Source organism: Verrucosispora sp. WMMA2044 (genome assembly GCF_027497155.1).
GTDB classification, from domain to species: domain Bacteria; phylum Actinomycetota; class Actinomycetes; order Mycobacteriales; family Micromonosporaceae; genus Micromonospora; species Micromonospora palythoicola.
Genome location: NZ_CP114913.1, coordinates 4,897,397 through 4,912,328, shown reverse-complemented (window position 1 = coordinate 4,912,328; position 14,932 = coordinate 4,897,397). Strand labels below are relative to the sequence as shown.

General features: G+C 71.0%; 17 protein-coding genes. 15 read left to right on the top strand and 2 right to left on the bottom strand.

The genetic code is table 11. The features are described 5' to 3' along the window. Window positions 1–83: 83 nt before the first annotated feature. The 4 genes from O3597_RS22335 to O3597_RS22320 are packed head-to-tail and all read left to right on the top strand — an operon-like array spanning window position 84 to window position 3,014. Window positions 84–470: a nuclear transport factor 2 family protein gene (locus tag O3597_RS22335; protein WP_164446329.1), complete on the top strand. Its 387-nt coding sequence runs from the start codon at window positions 84–86 to the stop codon at window positions 468–470. Window positions 471–526: 56 nt separating this feature from the next. Next, window positions 527–1,483 (top strand): ATP-binding cassette domain-containing protein, encoded by a 957-nt coding sequence (locus O3597_RS22330; protein WP_164446328.1) that lies wholly within the window; start codon window positions 527–529, stop codon window positions 1,481–1,483. Beyond that, the gene (locus O3597_RS22325) at window positions 1,480–2,265 is read left to right on the top strand and encodes an ABC transporter permease (protein WP_281602289.1); all 786 of its coding nucleotides are present in this window, start codon (window positions 1,480–1,482) and stop codon (window positions 2,263–2,265) included. The genes O3597_RS22330 and O3597_RS22325 overlap by 4 nt, the downstream gene beginning before the upstream one ends. Then, complete coding sequence (locus tag O3597_RS22320) at window positions 2,262–3,014, top strand: ABC transporter permease (RefSeq protein WP_164446326.1); 753 nt, start codon at window positions 2,262–2,264, stop codon at window positions 3,012–3,014. Before O3597_RS22325 ends, O3597_RS22320 begins: the two co-directional genes overlap by 4 nt. A gap of 53 nt (window positions 3,015–3,067) precedes the next feature. On the opposite strand, the gene O3597_RS22315 is transcribed toward O3597_RS22320, so the two are convergent. Beyond that, window positions 3,068–3,751 (bottom strand): methyltransferase domain-containing protein, encoded by a 684-nt coding sequence (locus tag O3597_RS22315; protein WP_281602288.1) that lies wholly within the window; start codon window positions 3,749–3,751, stop codon window positions 3,068–3,070. Between the two features lie 51 nt (window positions 3,752–3,802). Between O3597_RS22315 and O3597_RS22310 the strand changes: the two genes are divergently transcribed. From O3597_RS22310 to O3597_RS22280, 7 genes are all read left to right on the top strand, one after another. Beyond that, window positions 3,803–4,423, top strand: a complete 621-nt coding sequence (locus tag O3597_RS22310) for a pyridoxal 5'-phosphate synthase (protein ID WP_281602287.1) — start codon at window positions 3,803–3,805, stop codon at window positions 4,421–4,423. Then, the gene (locus O3597_RS22305; protein ID WP_281602286.1) at window positions 4,420–5,640 is read left to right on the top strand and encodes a 3-deoxy-7-phosphoheptulonate synthase; all 1,221 of its coding nucleotides are present in this window, start codon (window positions 4,420–4,422) and stop codon (window positions 5,638–5,640) included. The genes O3597_RS22310 and O3597_RS22305 overlap by 4 nt, the downstream gene beginning before the upstream one ends. 7 nt (window positions 5,641–5,647) lie before the next feature. Further along, a complete protein-coding gene (locus tag O3597_RS22300) occupies window positions 5,648–6,325 on the top strand; it encodes a DUF2461 domain-containing protein (protein ID WP_164446322.1) in 678 nt (225 codons plus the stop codon). A 2-nt stretch (window positions 6,326–6,327) separates the two neighbouring features. After that, complete coding sequence (locus O3597_RS22295; protein WP_164446321.1) at window positions 6,328–7,962, top strand: (2,3-dihydroxybenzoyl)adenylate synthase; 1,635 nt, start codon at window positions 6,328–6,330, stop codon at window positions 7,960–7,962. Then, on the top strand, window positions 7,959–9,128 hold the full coding sequence (locus O3597_RS22290; RefSeq protein ID WP_281602285.1) for an FAD-dependent monooxygenase: 1,170 nt from the start codon (window positions 7,959–7,961) through the stop codon (window positions 9,126–9,128). Before O3597_RS22295 ends, O3597_RS22290 begins: the two co-directional genes overlap by 4 nt. Window positions 9,129–9,302: 174 nt before the next feature. Further along, window positions 9,303–10,016: a hypothetical protein gene (locus O3597_RS22285; protein ID WP_281602284.1), complete on the top strand. Its 714-nt coding sequence runs from the start codon at window positions 9,303–9,305 to the stop codon at window positions 10,014–10,016. Window positions 10,017–10,111: 95 nt separating this feature from the next. Further along, entirely contained in the window at window positions 10,112–10,612 is a 501-nt protein-coding gene (locus tag O3597_RS22280; protein ID WP_281602283.1) for a hypothetical protein, read from the top strand. Window positions 10,613–10,628: 16 nt separating this feature from the next. On the opposite strand, the gene O3597_RS22275 is transcribed toward O3597_RS22280, so the two are convergent. Continuing rightward, window positions 10,629–11,516, bottom strand: a complete 888-nt coding sequence (locus O3597_RS22275; RefSeq protein WP_281602282.1) for a LysR family transcriptional regulator — start codon at window positions 11,514–11,516, stop codon at window positions 10,629–10,631. A gap of 190 nt (window positions 11,517–11,706) precedes the next feature. Here O3597_RS22275 and O3597_RS22270 point away from each other — a divergent pair, with 190 nt between their 5' ends. From O3597_RS22270 to O3597_RS22255, 4 genes are all read left to right on the top strand, one after another. Next, window positions 11,707–12,504: a GNAT family N-acetyltransferase gene (locus O3597_RS22270; protein ID WP_281602281.1), complete on the top strand. Its 798-nt coding sequence runs from the start codon at window positions 11,707–11,709 to the stop codon at window positions 12,502–12,504. A 136-nt stretch (window positions 12,505–12,640) separates the two neighbouring features. Continuing rightward, window positions 12,641–13,138 (top strand): hypothetical protein, encoded by a 498-nt coding sequence (locus O3597_RS22265; protein WP_281602280.1) that lies wholly within the window; start codon window positions 12,641–12,643, stop codon window positions 13,136–13,138. After that, the gene (locus O3597_RS22260) at window positions 13,135–14,076 is read left to right on the top strand and encodes an ATP-binding cassette domain-containing protein (protein ID WP_164446314.1); all 942 of its coding nucleotides are present in this window, start codon (window positions 13,135–13,137) and stop codon (window positions 14,074–14,076) included. The genes O3597_RS22265 and O3597_RS22260 overlap by 4 nt, the downstream gene beginning before the upstream one ends. Next, on the top strand, window positions 14,073–14,822 hold the full coding sequence (locus tag O3597_RS22255; protein WP_164446313.1) for an ABC transporter permease: 750 nt from the start codon (window positions 14,073–14,075) through the stop codon (window positions 14,820–14,822). The genes O3597_RS22260 and O3597_RS22255 overlap by 4 nt, the downstream gene beginning before the upstream one ends. The last annotated feature ends 110 nt before the right edge of the window (window positions 14,823–14,932 follow it).

Sequence of the window (14,932 nt, the reverse complement as noted above, 5' to 3'; positions counted from 1 at the left end):
CAACTCAGATCAAAACGGCTCATTGGGTTTCGCCAGCAACTTTCGGTGAAATAGACCAGGAAACACTATCGAAAGGATAAATCATGACAACGATCACTCAGGATCTGGAGAAGGAACTCTTCGCCCTGGAGCAGGAGGGGTGGCGGGCGATCTCGTCGGCCAACGGCGACTTCTATCGCCAACTGGTCACCGAGCAGACCCTCGTGGTGGAGCACGACGGGATCTCCACCGGTGACGACCTGGTCGCCGAGATCGACGGGAACACCTCGCCGTTCACCGGCTTCACCCTCGACGAGCAGCGGATCGTGCCGGTCAGTGACGACACCGCCGTGATCACCTATCGGGCGATCGCCGAGGTGAGCGGCCGAGGCACCTTCCGGCTCTACATGTCCAGCCTCTGGCAGCGCCAGGCGGACGGCTGGAAGCTGCTGTTCCACCAGCAGACGCCGATGTCCAACCAGGAGAGCTGAGACCAACGACGGTGCCGGCCCCCGCGCTGGCCGGCGGCCCCGGAGAGGACGAAGCGGTGACACAACCCGGCATCGAGGTCGAACACCTCCGCAAGGAGTTCGGCGACAAGGTCGCCGTGGCGGACATCTCCTTCACGGTGCCCGGCGGAACCCTGCTCGGCCTGCTCGGCTCGAACGGAGCCGGCAAGACCACGGTCATCAACTGCCTCACCACGCTTGTCGAGCCGGACGGCGGCCGGGCGGCCGTCGCCGGCCACGACGTGGTGGCACAGCCCCGGCAGGTCCGCGAGTCGATCGCCCTGACCGGCCAGTTCGCCGCCCTCGACGAGGTGCTGAGCGGACGGGAGAACCTCGTCCTGTTCGGCCGCCTGCTCCGGCTCGGCCGGACCGGGGCCCGCCAGCGCGCCGAGGAACTCCTCGACCGGTTTCACCTGACCGAGGCGGCCGACAAGCCGGTCAAGAGCTACTCGGGAGGGATGCGCCGTCGCCTGGACCTGGCCGCCAGTCTGGTGGTCGAGCGGCCGGTGCTCTTCCTCGACGAGCCCACCACCGGGCTCGACCCGCGTAGCCGGGAGGAGATGTGGCAGCTCATCCGCCAGCTCCGCGACGGTGGCAGCACGGTCCTGCTGACCTCTCAGTACCTCGAAGAGATCGACCGGCTGGCCGATCGGGTGGTGGTGCTGGACGACGGGCAGGTGATCGCCGAGGGGACCACCGACGAACTCAAGGAGCGGGTCGGCGGCCAGGTGTGCGAGATCGAGGTCCCCGTTCCCGAGAAGGAGGCTGCCGCCGCCGCACTCCGTTCCGGTCTGGGCGAGGTCGCCGAGCGGGGCGGCGCGCTCGTCGTGCCGGCGCCTCGTGCCCGGACGCTGGCCGACGTGGTCCGGCTGCTGGAGGAGGCGGGTATCGAGGCCGAGAACGTGGCCCTGCGCAAACCCACGATGGACGAGGTCTTCTTCGCCTTCACCTCGGACGGGACGCAGCGGCCGAACGCGGAGAGGTCCGGGGTATGACGGCGGCGACCGGCACCGAGCACGGCATCGGAAACCTGGCCGCCCAGGGCTCCGCACTCGCCGGCCGGAACCTGCGGCAGCGGGCCAACGCCGAGATGCTTGTCGTGTTCGGCGTGTTCCCGGTGATCTTCGTCTTCGGGTTCCTGCTGCTCTTCGGCCGGCTCTTCGCCGAGCGTGGGCTGGACTACGCCCAGTTCCTGCCGCCGGCGATCGTCGCGCAGTGGATGTTCACGGTGGCGAACACGTCGGGCGCCGCCTCCGCCGCCGACCGGGCCTCGGGGATGCTCACCCGGTGCCTGTCGATGCCGGTCAACCGGGCGGCGGTGGTGGTCGGCCGGCTCGCCTCGGACGCGGTCTGGGCGGTACTCGCGGTGGTGGTGATCAGTGCCACCGGGTACGTCGCGGGGTTCCGGTTCCAGGGTGGAGCCCTGGCCGTACTCGGCTTCGTGCTGCTCGCGGTGGCGTTCGCGTTGACCCTGACCGCGGCGACGACCGCGGTGGGCCTCTCCTCGACCGATCCGGAGGCCGTGGCGGCGACGCTCAACCTGCCGTACCTGGCCCTGATCATGCTCTCCACCGCGTTCGTGCCGGCCGACGCCTTCCCCGGTTGGCTGGAGCCGGTGATCAGGTACTCCCCGGTCTCGGTGGTCATCGAGGCCCTGCGGTCGCTCGCCTCGACGACGCCGTCCTGGGGCCAGGTCTGGCCGGCGGTCGCCTGGCTGGCGGGGCTGCTGGTGATCTTCTCGTGGGCCGCCGCGCGCGCATTCAGGAGGGCTCGATGAGTGTCGGGTACGAAGCGTCGGTCCTGGCCGGTCGGAACCTGCGCCGGTTCCTGCGCAGCCCACGGCTACTCGGTGACGCCATCACCTTTCCGCTGATCCTGCTGGTGTTGCTGCTGGTGATGTTCGGCGAGGTGGTCGGCGGGGCGACCGACGAGCCGTACATCGCGCGGCTGGCCCCGGGGATCGTGCTGTTCAGCGTCGCCTACAGCTGCGTGGGCACGGCCGTCGGTTTCCACGCCGACGTGCACGGCGGGTTCCAGGGGCGGCTGCGGACCATGCCGATCGCTCGGATGTCCCCACTGCTCGGCCGGATAGCCGGCGACGTGGTCAAGTTCGTGCTGGTCACCGTGGTGACCGTCGCGGTGGGCTACCTCCTCGGGTTCCGGTTCGAACAGGGCGTTGCGGCGGCTGTCGGCTTCCTGCTGGTGGTGCTGCTGTTCGCGCTGATCTTTCTCTGGTTGGCCCTGGTGGTGGCCCTGACCGCCCGCAGCGCGGAGGCGGCGGCGAGTGCCCTGAACGCGCCGGTCACCCTGCTCCTGCTGGTATCCACCTGTTTGGTGCCGTTGTCGGCGTTCCCGGGGTGGGCCCAGCCGGTGATCCGGGCCAATCCGTTGAGCTGCGCGCACGCCGCGCTGGTCGGTCTCTCCTCCGGAGGGCCGGTCCTGGTGCCGGTGCTGCAGACCCTGGCCTGGGTGCTCGGTGCCACGCTGCTGCTGGGTCCGTTGGCGCTGCGGCTCAGCCGGCGATGACCGCCGACCGCGCCGAGCCACCCGTGCGGACGGGTGGCTCAGCGCCGGCGGTCTCACGAGTGGAGCAGCTCGATCAGCTCGTACCGCAGTTCGCCGTCCGGGTACTCGCCGACGGCACACCGGCGGGTCACCGGCCGCCAGCCGTGTTCGGCGGCGATCCGGCCGAGCATCGCCGGATCACCCAGGTCGGCGAAGCCGAGCATCACCCGGCCGCCGGGGGCCAGGTGCCGCCCGACGGTACCCAGAAACGCCGTGTGGGCCGCGTACCCCGGGTCGAAGAAGGCCCGGTCCAGCTGGTCGTCCGGCGACTCACCGGGGGAGGTACCGACGAAGTTGGAGTTCCAGAAGATCAGGTCGAAGCGTTCGTCCTCGGCCAGCGGTTGGAACATGTCGCCGCACCGCACGGCCACCCGGTCGGCCACGCCGTGTCGCTCGGCGTTGCGCCGGGTGTTCTCCACGGCCGCGGCACTGATGTCGAGCGCGGTGACCGACGCGCAGCCGCGCTGCGCGGCGATGACGGAGAGATAGCCGGTACCGCAGCCCATTTCACAGAACGATCCGCCGGTGGGGTAGCTGAGCCATTCGGCGTACAGGGCGGCGGAGGGGGTCAGGTGTGGCGCGTAGACCCCGGGAAGGAGATCCCATTCCTGCCCCAGCAGTTCGAAGGTCTGGGGCTCGACGATGTCCTGATGCCGGTCCCGCAGGCGCAGGACCAGGTCTTGATTCCGGGAATCCAAGTATCTGCCCCCTTTCCGGTACCGGGAGCATAAACACAGGAGGACGGTACGGTGCGAGTCGAACGGCGAGTACCCAGGCAACAGGCGGAGAATCCCCAGTGGATCGGAGCCGACCCGCTGCGACGGTTCCAGGACTGGCGCGCGGATTGGGTCGCCCGATGTCCCACCGACCCGGCAGCCGTGGTGCTGGCCACGGTCGGGCCGGACGGACGCCCCACGGCGCGCTACGTCGACCTGGCCTACGTCGACACCGGCTTCGTCTTCTTCACCAGCTACCGCAGCCGAAAGGCGACCGATCTCGCCGTCTCCCCGTACGCCGAACTCTGCTTCGGCTGGCTGGAGACATCCCGGCAGGTCCGGGTCAACGGGCCGGTGGAGCGGCTGGACCCGCTGGCCAGCGACGAGTACTACACCCGGCTTCCCCGGCCGGTGCAACTGCTGGCCTGGTCGACCGACCAACGGTCGGTGCTCGACGAGTCGCTGACCGACCGGATCGTGGCCACCGAGCGGCGCTTCGCGGGGCAGGAGATACCTCGGCCCACGCAGTGGGGTGGGCTACGGCTGCTACCGGAGCAGATCGAGTTCTGGCAGGGCGGCCCGGCCGGTGCGCCGGATCGGCTGCGGTACCGGCGCACCGGGGACGGCTGGGCCGGCGAACGGATCGCGCCGTGACCGGATCCCTCGTCGAGCCGGAGGCGCTGCAACAGCCGCAGTGGCCGGATCCGGCGGTGGTGGCGAACGTCCGGGAGATCCTCGCCAGCCGGTCCGGCCTGGTCCCCGAAGCGGAGTGCGAGATCCTCGCCACCCGGCTCGACCGGGCGGCCCGGGGCGAGGCGTTGGTGTTGCAGGCCGGCGACTGCGCGGAACGGTTCACCGAGGCCGCCCCGGAGCCGATCGCCGCCCGGCTGAACCAGTTGACCAGTCTCGCCGCGCTGCTGCACCGAGGCTCCGGGCTGCCGGTGGTGCCGGTCGGGCGGATCGCCGGTCAGTACGCGAAACCACGTTCGTCGGCGTGGGAGCGGCTGCCCGACGGTACGGTGCTGCCCGCGTACCGGGGGGACCTGGTCAACCGGCCGGAGGCGAACCGGGTGGCCCGTACCCCGGATCCGAACCGGATGCTGACCGGGTACGACTGCGCCGCAGTCGTGCTGCGCCAGCTCCGGCGACGGGCCGTGCCCGACGTGGAGTGGCCGGACCCGGCCGGTGCCGTGGGTCAGATGTCCGCCCCGGTCTTCACCTCGCACGAAGCGCTGCTACGCGACTACGAGACCGCGCTGGAGCGACCCGGAAGGGCCGGTCGGTACGCCTCCTCCGGGCATCTGCTGTGGATCGGCGACCGGACCCGGGCACCGCACGGCTGGCACGTGCGCTGGGCGGCGGAGCTGAGCAACCCGGTCGGTGTCAAGATCGGACCTTCCATCACCGCCGCCGAGGCGGTCCGACTGAGCCGGGTACTGAACCCGCAGGGTCGACCCGGCAAGGTGTCGTTCATCGTCCGGCTCGGCTCACAGCGGATCCGGCGCATCCTGCCGGAGGTGGTGCTGGCGGTCCGCCGGCACGGGGTACCGGTGGTGTGGCTGTGCGACCCGATGCACGGCAACACGTACCGGCTGCGTACCGGCGGGAAGACCCGGCCGGTGGAGGCGATCCACGACGAGGTGACCGCCTTCGTCCGGATCCTCGCCGCCCACCGGCTGCACCCGGCCGGGCTGCACCTGGAGGTGACCCCGGAAGACGTGACCGAGTGCGTCGCCGCACCGGCCGACACGCCGGTGTCACCGGCGCGGGTCGCGCAGCCCCGGTACACAAGCGCCTGCGACCCGCGGCTCAACCGGAAACAGGCAAACGAACTCGTGGCCCATTTCGCGGGCCTGACCCGACGGAGGTGAACCAGCGATGAGCAGACGACAGCAGGGCAGCGCGGACGTCAAGACGTTCGACGGCTTCCCGGCCGAGGCGTTCCGCTTCTACCAGGACCTGGAGAAGCACAACACCCGCGACCACTGGCACCGGCACAAGGACACGTACGACTCGTGCGTTCGTGAGCCGATGGAGGCGCTCGCCGCCGAACTCGGAGAGAAGTACGGCGCGGTCAAGGTGTGGCGACCGCAGCGCGACGTCCGGTTCGCGAAGGACAAGTCGCCGTACAAGACGTACCAGGGACTGACCGCCGGCTCGGCCGACAGCGTCGGTTACTACCTGCAGCTCGACGCCGAAGGGCTGCGGCTGGGCGGCGGTTACCACGGCCTCTCCTCCGAACAGGTCGAGCGCTACCGCGAGGCGGTTGACGACGGCCGCTCCGGCGCCGCGTTGCAGCGGATCGTCGACGAACTCACCGCCGACGACTGGAACCTGATCGGGGAACGGCTCAAGACCAAACCGCGCGACTGCCCGGCCGATCATCCCCGGGTGGAGCTGCTGCGGTACCGGTCGCTGGCCGCCGACCGGGTGCACCGGGTGTCGGACGGGATCGACGGCGAGGCAGCGGTACGCCTCGTCCGGGACGGCTGGGACGCGCTGGGACCGCTTGTCGACTGGCTGGACCGGCACGTCTCCACGACCGGGGGGAGCTGAACATGCTGGCCGGGTGCGTACCTTGGCCGCCGGAGTTCGCCCGGCGGTACACCGAGCGGGGCTACTGGCGGCCGGAGCCGCTCGGCACCAGGCTGCGGACCCTGGCCAGGGCCGACGCCGACCGGGTCGCACTTGTCGAGCCGGCCCGCCGGATGACCTACGGGGAGCTGGACCGGCGGGCCGACCGGCTGGCCGCGGGCCTGCGCCGGGCCGGCCTGTCCCCCGGGGACCGGGTCGTGATCCAACTGCCCAACGTGATCGATTTCGTGACGCTGTGCCATGCCCTGTTCCGGCTTGGCGCGCTCCCGGTCTTCGCGCTGCCCGCCCACCGGGAGAGCGAACTCGCCCACCTCTGCGCCATGAGTGACGCGACCGCGCTGGTGATTCCGGACAACTACCTCGGCTTCGACCACCGCGAACTCGCCCGTCGGGTGACCGGGCCGGAGCACGTCTTCGTCGTGGGTGAGCCGGCGGAGTTCGTGGCCCTCGACACGGTGGACGCCGAGCCCGAGCCGCTGCCCGCCCCGGATCCGGCGGACGTGGCGCTCTTCCTGCTCTCCGGCGGGACGACCGGCCTGCCGAAGCTGATTCCCCGAACCCACCAGGACTACGGCTACAACCTTCGGATCAGCGCCGAGAACGCCGGCCTGACCGCCGCCGACAGCTACCTGGCGGTGCTGCCGATCGGGCACAACTACGCGCTGGCCTGCCCGGGCGTGCTCGGTACCCTGCACGTCGGCGGTCGGGTGGTGCTCGCTCCGACGCCGAGCGTCGAGGATGTCTTCCCGCTGATCGAGCGGGAGCGGGTGACGGTGACCGGGCTGGTCCCGCCGCTGGCCCTGCTCTGGCTGGAGATGGCCGGGATCGCGGGGGCGGATCTGTCCAGCCTGCGGCTGGTCCAGGTGGGCGGCGCGAAGTTCGGTGCCGACGCCGCCCGGCGGTTCGGCCCGGCCCTCGGCTGCAAGGTGCAGCAGTCGTTCGGCATGGCCGAAGGGCTGCTCTGCCAGACCGCCCTGGACGATCCGCCGGAGACCGTGGCCACCACCCAGGGCCGGCCGCTCTCTCCCGACGACGAGATCCGGGTCGTCGACGCCAGCGGTGCCGCGGTGCCCGACGGCGAGGTGGGGGAGCTGCTCACCCGGGGGCCGTACACCCCGCGCGGCTACTACCGGGCGGAGGAACACAACGCCAGCGCCTTCACCTCCGACGGGTTCTTCCGCACCGGCGACCTGGTCCGGCTGCTGCCCAGCGGGCACCTGGTGGTGGAGGGCCGGGTGAAGGACCAGATCAACCGGGGTGGCGACAAGGTGGCCGCGGACGAGGTGGAGGACCATCTGCTGGCTCATCCGGCCGTGCGGGAGTGCGCCGTGGTCGCCATGCCGGACCCGCTGATCGGCGAGCGGACCTGCGCCTTCGTGGTGCCAGGACCACGTGGTGCGGCGCCCGGCCTGGCGGAGATGGTGGCGTTCCTGCGGGACCGAGGGCTGGCGGCGTACAAGCTGCCGGACCGGTTGGAGGTGGTCGAGTCGTTTCCGCATACCGCGGTGGGCAAGGTGGACAAACGGCGGCTGCGGGAGCGGATCCGCGAACTCACCGGCGCGCAGCCCGGCTCCACCAGCGCGGAGCGTGGCCGATGATCGTGGTAGGCGCCGGTCCGACCGGCCTCACGGCCGCCCTGGCGCTGCGGGCGGCGGGTCTGCCGGCCACGGTGCTGGAAGCGGAGCCGGTGGACCGTGTCCGCCCGGGCAGCCGCGCCCTGTTCGTGCACAACCGGACGTTGCGGCTGCTCGCCGGGCTCAACCCGGAACTCGCCGAGGAGATCGCCCACCGGGCCGTGGTCTGGCCGACCCGCGAGACCTACTACCGGGGGCGGTTGGTCTACTCCCGTAGCTATCCGCCGCACTCCGGCGGGCTGCCCCCGTTCGCCAGCCTGCGTCAGGTGGAGACGGAACGCCTGCTCCTGGCGGCCTGCGAGCGGGCCGGGGTCCGGTTCGAGTGGGGCACCGGGGTGACCACGGTCTCGACCGGGCCGGAGGCGGTCACGCTGGAAACCGGGGACGGTCGGCGGTGGAGCAGCGGGTACGTCATCGCCGCCGACGGTGCCCGCTCGGCGGTCCGCCGCTCGCTCGGGGTGCGGCTGCACGGCCCCCGACCGCGCGGCTTCCACGTCGTCGTCGACCTGGCCGAAGATCCGAACCGGCCGATGCCGCCGCGCCGGATCTTCCGCTACGAACATCCGGCCCTCGACGGTCGTACCGTGCTTCAGGTGCCCTTCGCCGGCGGCTGGCAGATCGACCTCCAGTGCCGCGACACCGACGCCCCGGAGACCTTCGACAGCGTCGAGGCGGCGCGGCGCTGGCTGCCCGCCGTGGTGCCGGAGCGGTACCGGGATCGGATCCTGTGGGTCGCCCGGTACCAGTTTCACCAGGTGGTGGCCGACCGGCTCACCGACGGGCACCACCGGGTGCTGCTCGCGGGGGAGGCGGCGCACCTGTTCCCACCGTTCGGCGCCCGCGGGATGAACAGCGGGATAACCGACGCCGTCGCTGCGGCCGAGGCGGTCGCGGCGGCGGACGCCGATCCGACGGCGGTGCCCAGGTACGCCGCGCGACGACACGCGGCGGCCCGCTACAACCGGGACGCGGCCGGGGCCGCGCTGCGTCACCTGCGGCCGGGGCGGGCGATGCGGATCCGGCAGCGCTGCTGCGCCACCCTGGCACCGGTGGTCCCGGCGCTCGGCCGGTGGCTGGAGACGGCGCCCTACGGACCTCGTCAGGGCCCGTCCGCCGAGAGCAAGTACTGACCGAGGGTGGAAAGAGCAGCCCCGGACGCGCAGCTCGCGCCCTTCGCACCACCTCGTCGGGCAGTTACGGCTCGTTACCGCGGGCAGGGCGAGCCAGCTCCGCACCCCACGAGGTGCAGGCGGCGTCCGGCGCACTAGCATTGCTGCGTTCTGCGGCGGCTGAAACGAGGCGAGATGCGTTGGCTCCGGCGGTTGCTGGGTAGCAAGCGGGTCCAGCTCGATCCAGGGCGGCAGCAGGAACTGCTGCGGGATGTCCGGCACCGGTACGGCGCCGGCTCGCCGGTCCGGTTTCCGGAACAGGTCGAAGCGATCACCCGGATGCTCGGCGACGACGACGGCCTGGCGGTGGCCGCCCGGATGGTGTGCGAGGCCGCCGACGAGGCTCACGCGGACCTGCAGGCCCAGGCCCACGACGTGCACCGACGCACGGGCCGGCGACTCTCGGTGCATCGCCGGAACTACCGGCCGCTGTGGAAGGAGGCCGGACCGGCGCTGCGGTGGCCACTGTTCGCGCTGCCGGGTGGCCTCCACCCGTACGCGCAGGTGACCGCCGCCGTCGCGGTGGTCGGCAGCCGCGCGCCACGGCTCGGCCGGGTGACCGACCCGGACCTGCTCCTGGCCCGCGTGTTCGAGTTGCTCGACCTCACCGTCGTCGGCTGCGAGTACCACCAGGTACGGGTGGACACCGACGCCGCAGCCCTGGCCGACCGACTGATCGCGGCCGCCGGGCGAGTTCTCGCGGCCATCGACGACCCGCCCCGGCTGCCGCCTCCGGTCCGCGAGGTGATGCGCCGCAACAACACCCTCGCCGTCCACGATCCAACCGGCCATCACGTGGTCGGCGGCATCAACCTGGGCGCCCGGATGCGGGAGACTCTGCTGGCGTAGCACAACCAGCCAGCCGGCATCAGGCGGTTCGGGTGGCTCCGGCGGAACCACCCAAGCTCGACGGTGCCACATGGTCAGCCGGGGAGGAGTCGGCGATGAGTGTCGGCGTCAACCTGCGCAGTCGTCCATGGATCGTGCTGGTCGCCCTCGCGGCGACGGCAGTGTTGTTCCTGGTCACCTGGGCACTGACAACCGCTCGCGTGAGCCAGCCCTCGGGCGTGCAGGAGGTCGCGAGCGAGGGCGTACGGATCGAGGTTCCTGCCGGTTGGTCACGCAACGCCATCGGATGTGGTACGCCGGTTCGGGACACGTACGTCGTGGACGTCGAGGCGGTCGCGGGCTGTGCGCTGACGCCGACGCCCCGGGTCGACTACGCCGAGATAAGGCTCTCTGCGGATCTCGCCCTCGACTCCGCCGCAGCGATCGCGACGGAAGAGCGCCAGACCGCCGGCCACGTCGTGCACAGAGGCGCAGACGTCCTGCCCGACGGCCGGGCGCGCCGGGTCGTGGTGGTGGATCGGCGGGTCGTGGTCATCGCGGTCGCCGAAGATCCAGCCGTCGCCGACGCGATCGCCGAATCGTTGAAGATCGACTGAAGGGGGCCAGGTCCGGCTACGTCGTTTGCTGCGCCTTCGTGACGACTTGAACGAAGGCGCGTACCAGGGCATTCTCTCCGCCTTTGCGCCACACCGGCGCGTAGTGCAGCACCGGTCCGTCGGTGATGGGCAGGAAGGTGATGTCGCCTCGTTGCCGGGTGGTTCCCACGTCCGATCCGATCGGGGACACGACGCTGCCGCCGGCGATCGCTTGGAAGGCTTCCTCGAGGGTGGCGATGCCCAGTCCGCGCCGGACGGGCCGCCCGGACGGGGTGGTGGACGGGGTGTGCGCCTCCCACACGTAGTCGGGAATGGGTCCCTCGGGGTAGACCACCGGATGATCGCCGAGATCCTCCAGCTCGACGCTGCCCCGGCCGGCCAGCGGATGACCGGCGGCCACCGCCAGCACCAGCTCCTCGCGGTGCAGGACCGGCCCGACCGTGAGGTCGGGCTCGCGGATGGGCAGCCAGAGAATTCCGATGTCGACCGTACCGGCCCGCAGCGGCCCGAGCGGGTCGGTCGGCAGGATTTCGCGCAGGCGCAGCTCGCACTGCGGGTGCCGCTGCCGGAACAGGTCGAGGACGGCCTCGACCGACTGGTAGTGCGTGCCCATGGTGCCGATGGTCAGCGTGCCGGCCTGGCCGCGTGCGGTGGCGGTGGCCTCCTCGATGCCGGAGATGATCTCGCCGTAGCCGGCGCGGAGGCGGTCGCGCAGCCGCTCGCCGAGCGGGGTGAGTCGAACGGCGCGGCTCGTACGCTCGAACAGGCCCCCGCCGATCCGGCGTTCCTGCTGTTTGATCGACTGACTGACCCGCGATTGGGACACGTGCAGACGCTCGGCCGTGCGACCGAAGTGAAGCTCTTCGGTCAGCGTCAGGAAGATCTCGATGTCCCGTAGTTCCACCAGACGGCCCTACCTTCGATCATTGCGGCCTGGGACTGGGCAGTCTACGGCCGTGACGAGACCGGGCGGCGCGGGCGTGGCTCGGACCGTCGGCCGTCGCGGGTTCTGTCGTCGATCGATCACCACTGGCTAATGCGGCGATGCGATCTTCTGCGTTGTTCGGCCGGGTGGGCCGGGCGATGGTGGACGCATGAGCGAAAGCGTGATCGACCTCGTGGCGGCGCCGGATCATCTCGGCACCCCACGCTGGCACGCTGTGACGTCGCCCGGTTCGGTGGCCGGGGTCGCCGATCTACGTCCGATCATGCCGTTCGAGTACGAGCTGCCGGCACCGACCGCTCCGCAGCCGGACACCCTCGAGCTGAACCTGTACGTGCAGCCGCAGTGGCGTCGTCGAGGGATCGGATCGCGGCTGCTGGCCGCCGTCGGCGCACACGCCGTGGGCCGGCGGTTGATCGTGGAGACCGGCCCGGGTTCCGCCGCGCAGTCGTTCTGTGAGCGGCACGGATTTCGGCGCACCGGATCCGGGAGCCATGATCTGCTCACCTACTGCGACGTCCACCATGCCTGGCTGGGTGAGTTGGTCGATGTCGAGCACCCCGGATACCGACTGCGTCACTGGACCGGGAATCCGTGCGGCGCGACCAGCGTCGAGCAACTGCTCCGGCATCCGAGCAGGCCCGGTGCCGCAGTGGTGAGCGCCGCCGAGGCGGACGGCGGGGTGGTCGCCCATGTCGTGGCGATGACAGGCGCACTGCCGCAGGTTCGCGCCCGCCAGTACGGCCCTGCCGTGCTCGTCGGTCATCGCGGCCGGCGGTTGGGGCTGTGGGTCAACGCCGCTCTGCTCACGCGACTGCGCGAGATCCACCCACACGTCGAGGAGATCGAGGCTCGCACCGCCGAGGATTCCGACCTGGTCGCCCTGCGTCGACACCTGGGCTTCCGCCCTCTCGGGCGGCGTCTCCGCTACGAACTCACCCTGCCGTAACCGGCGGCCCTGACTCCGATCCAGTGGCACGTCCGGGCCAATCCGTGCCCGATGAAGAGAGGTTTGTCATGGAAGATCCTGTCCGCCCCCGGACGTGGGCCTCCCCGGTCGGGAGCCGAGACCCGCCCGGTGATCCGTGGCCGCCACCCGGCGGTCGCCACCTGCCCACGTCAACGTCAACATCAAGGAGCTCACCACCGTGTACGTCAACCTTTCCACCCAGGACAAACTCACGCTTCGTACGGCCGCGTACGGTGCGGTCACGCTGCTGTCGGCCGCCGGAGCCGCCGGCGGCTCACCCCACAAGATCGCCACCGATGGGTCCATCGCCCTGGCCTCGGCAACCGGCCTGGTCGGGCACGTGCTCGCGGAGCAGTCCAGGGGTATCGACCTGGGCGGCAGGTCGGTGGCCGAGATCGCCGACCGCGTTCTGCCCGCCCTGACCGAGGCGATGCGCCTGCTCGCCGAGCAGGCGCCGGCCGAGGCCGACAACTTCCGCCGCACTGTCGTCGTCGCCCTCGACGCGGCCGTCCGTACCCGGCAGGGCGCACCCGGTCCCACCGTCGCCGACATGACCAACAAGATCATCGCGGCGCTCGACGCCGCCGAGGCCACCTCGGAGGTGACCACGTGACGACCCCGGCGATCTCGGTCTCCGGCCTGCGCAAGGCGTACAAGGACAAGATCGTCCTCGACGGCGTCGACTTCGACGTCCACGCCGGCACGGTGTTCTGTCTGCTCGGCCCCAACGGCGCGGGCAAGACGACGACGGTGAACGTGCTGACCACGCTGGTGCAGGCCGACGGCGGCGCGGTGCGGGTCGCCGGCCACGACCTTGCCACCGACGCCAGGGCGGTCCGCGCGGCCATCGGCGTCACCGGCCAGTTCGCGGCCGTCGACGAGCTGCTGACCGGACGCGAGAACCTCCAGCTCATGGTGGACCTCAACCGCGGGGTCGCCGGCGACGGCGAGCGGATCGTCGCGGACCTGCTGGACCGGTTCGAGCTGACCGCCTCGGCGGACAAGCCGACCTCCACCTACTCCGGGGGCATGCGCCGCAAGCTCGACCTGGCGATGACGCTGGTCGACAATCCGCGGATCATCTTCCTCGACGAGCCGACGACGGGCCTGGACCCGCGCAGCCGCCGCACCATGTGGTCGATCGTGCGTGACCTGGTCGACGACGGCGCGACCATCTTCCTCACCACGCAGTACCTGGAGGAGGCCGACCAACTCGCCGACCGCCTCGCGGTGCTCGACCAGGGCCGCCTGGTCGCCCAGGGCACGCCGGAAGAGCTCAAGCGCCTCATCCCCGGAACACACGTACGGCTGCGGTTCTCCACCGCCGCCGAACTCTACGCCGCCGCGGGGATTTTCCCCGAGGCCACCCGAGACGACGACGCGCTGGCCCTGCGGGTGCCCGCCGACGGCGGCACGAAGTCACTGCGGGCCCTGCTGGACCGGCTCGACGAGCACTCCCTCAGCGCCGAGGAGTGCTCCGTGCGCACCCCGGACCTCGACGACGTTTTCCTCGCCCTGACCGGCCACGCCACGGAGGTCGACACGAAATGAGCGCCCAGTCCCATTCGCTGGTCATGCTGCGCCGCAACCTCAAACACCTCACCCGGAACCCGACCTCGGTGTTCAACGCCGTCCTGATGCCGATCATCATCATGCTGATGTTCGTGTACATGTTCGGTGACGCCTTCAGCGTCGGCGTGGACTACATCGACTACGCGACGCCGGGCCTGATCCTGCTGGCCGTCTGCTACGGGCTAGGAGCCACCGCGACGGCGGTGAACTCCGACATGACCAAGGGCATCATCAACCGGTTCAAGGCCATGGACATCTCCCGCGGCGCGGTGCTGACCGGCCACGTCATCACCAGCGTGCTGACCAACGTGATCGCCATCGCGGCGCTCGTCGGAGTGGCCTTCCTGCTGGGGTTCAGCCCGGAGGCGAGTCTGACCGACTGGCTCGCCGTGGGTGGCGTCGTCGTTCTGCTCGCGTTCGCGGCGGGTTGGTTCACGGTCGCGCTGGGACTGTCGGCGAAGTCGCCGGAGACAGCGGGCATGGCCGCCGTGCCGCTGGTCATGCTGCCGTTCTTCAGCAGCGCCATCGTCCCGGCGGAGAAGATGGGCCCGGGCCTGCGGCAGTTCGCCGAGTACCAACCCTTCACGCCGATCATCGAGACCGTGCGCGGGCTGCTCGACAGCGCACCCGACACCACCGACGCGGCCGTCGCCGTCACCTGGTGCGTGGCGATCGCCCTCGTCGGCTACCTGTGGGCGCGTTCCGCCTTCACGAAGCGAGCGTGACCCGGGCGGTGTGGGGCTCTGCGGCGCCGTCTCGGGGAACGTAGCCCGACGAGGCGGCGCCGCACCGGGTCGGGAGCACCTGCGCTCGGCGTTCGGCCGTCGCGGCCGCA

Excerpts from the sequence above, each read along its gene's own strand:
- O3597_RS22320 (WP_164446326.1), top strand. The coding sequence starts at position 2,262 with ATGAGTGTCGGGTACGAAGCGTCGGTCCTGGCCGGTCGGAACCTGCGC.
- O3597_RS22290 (WP_281602285.1), top strand. The coding sequence starts at position 7,959 with ATGATCGTGGTAGGCGCCGGTCCGACCGGCCTCACGGCCGCCCTGGCG.
- O3597_RS22285 (WP_281602284.1), top strand. The coding sequence starts at position 9,303 with ATGCGTTGGCTCCGGCGGTTGCTGGGTAGCAAGCGGGTCCAGCTCGAT.
- O3597_RS22300 (WP_164446322.1), top strand. The coding sequence starts at position 5,648 with ATGAGCAGACGACAGCAGGGCAGCGCGGACGTCAAGACGTTCGACGGC.
- O3597_RS22280 (WP_281602283.1), top strand. The coding sequence starts at position 10,112 with ATGAGTGTCGGCGTCAACCTGCGCAGTCGTCCATGGATCGTGCTGGTC.
- O3597_RS22335 (WP_164446329.1), top strand. The coding sequence starts at position 84 with ATGACAACGATCACTCAGGATCTGGAGAAGGAACTCTTCGCCCTGGAG.
- O3597_RS22325 (WP_281602289.1), top strand. The coding sequence starts at position 1,480 with ATGACGGCGGCGACCGGCACCGAGCACGGCATCGGAAACCTGGCCGCC.
- O3597_RS22255 (WP_164446313.1), top strand. The coding sequence starts at position 14,073 with ATGAGCGCCCAGTCCCATTCGCTGGTCATGCTGCGCCGCAACCTCAAA.
- O3597_RS22270 (WP_281602281.1), top strand. The coding sequence starts at position 11,707 with ATGAGCGAAAGCGTGATCGACCTCGTGGCGGCGCCGGATCATCTCGGC.
- O3597_RS22295 (WP_164446321.1), top strand. The coding sequence starts at position 6,328 with ATGCTGGCCGGGTGCGTACCTTGGCCGCCGGAGTTCGCCCGGCGGTAC.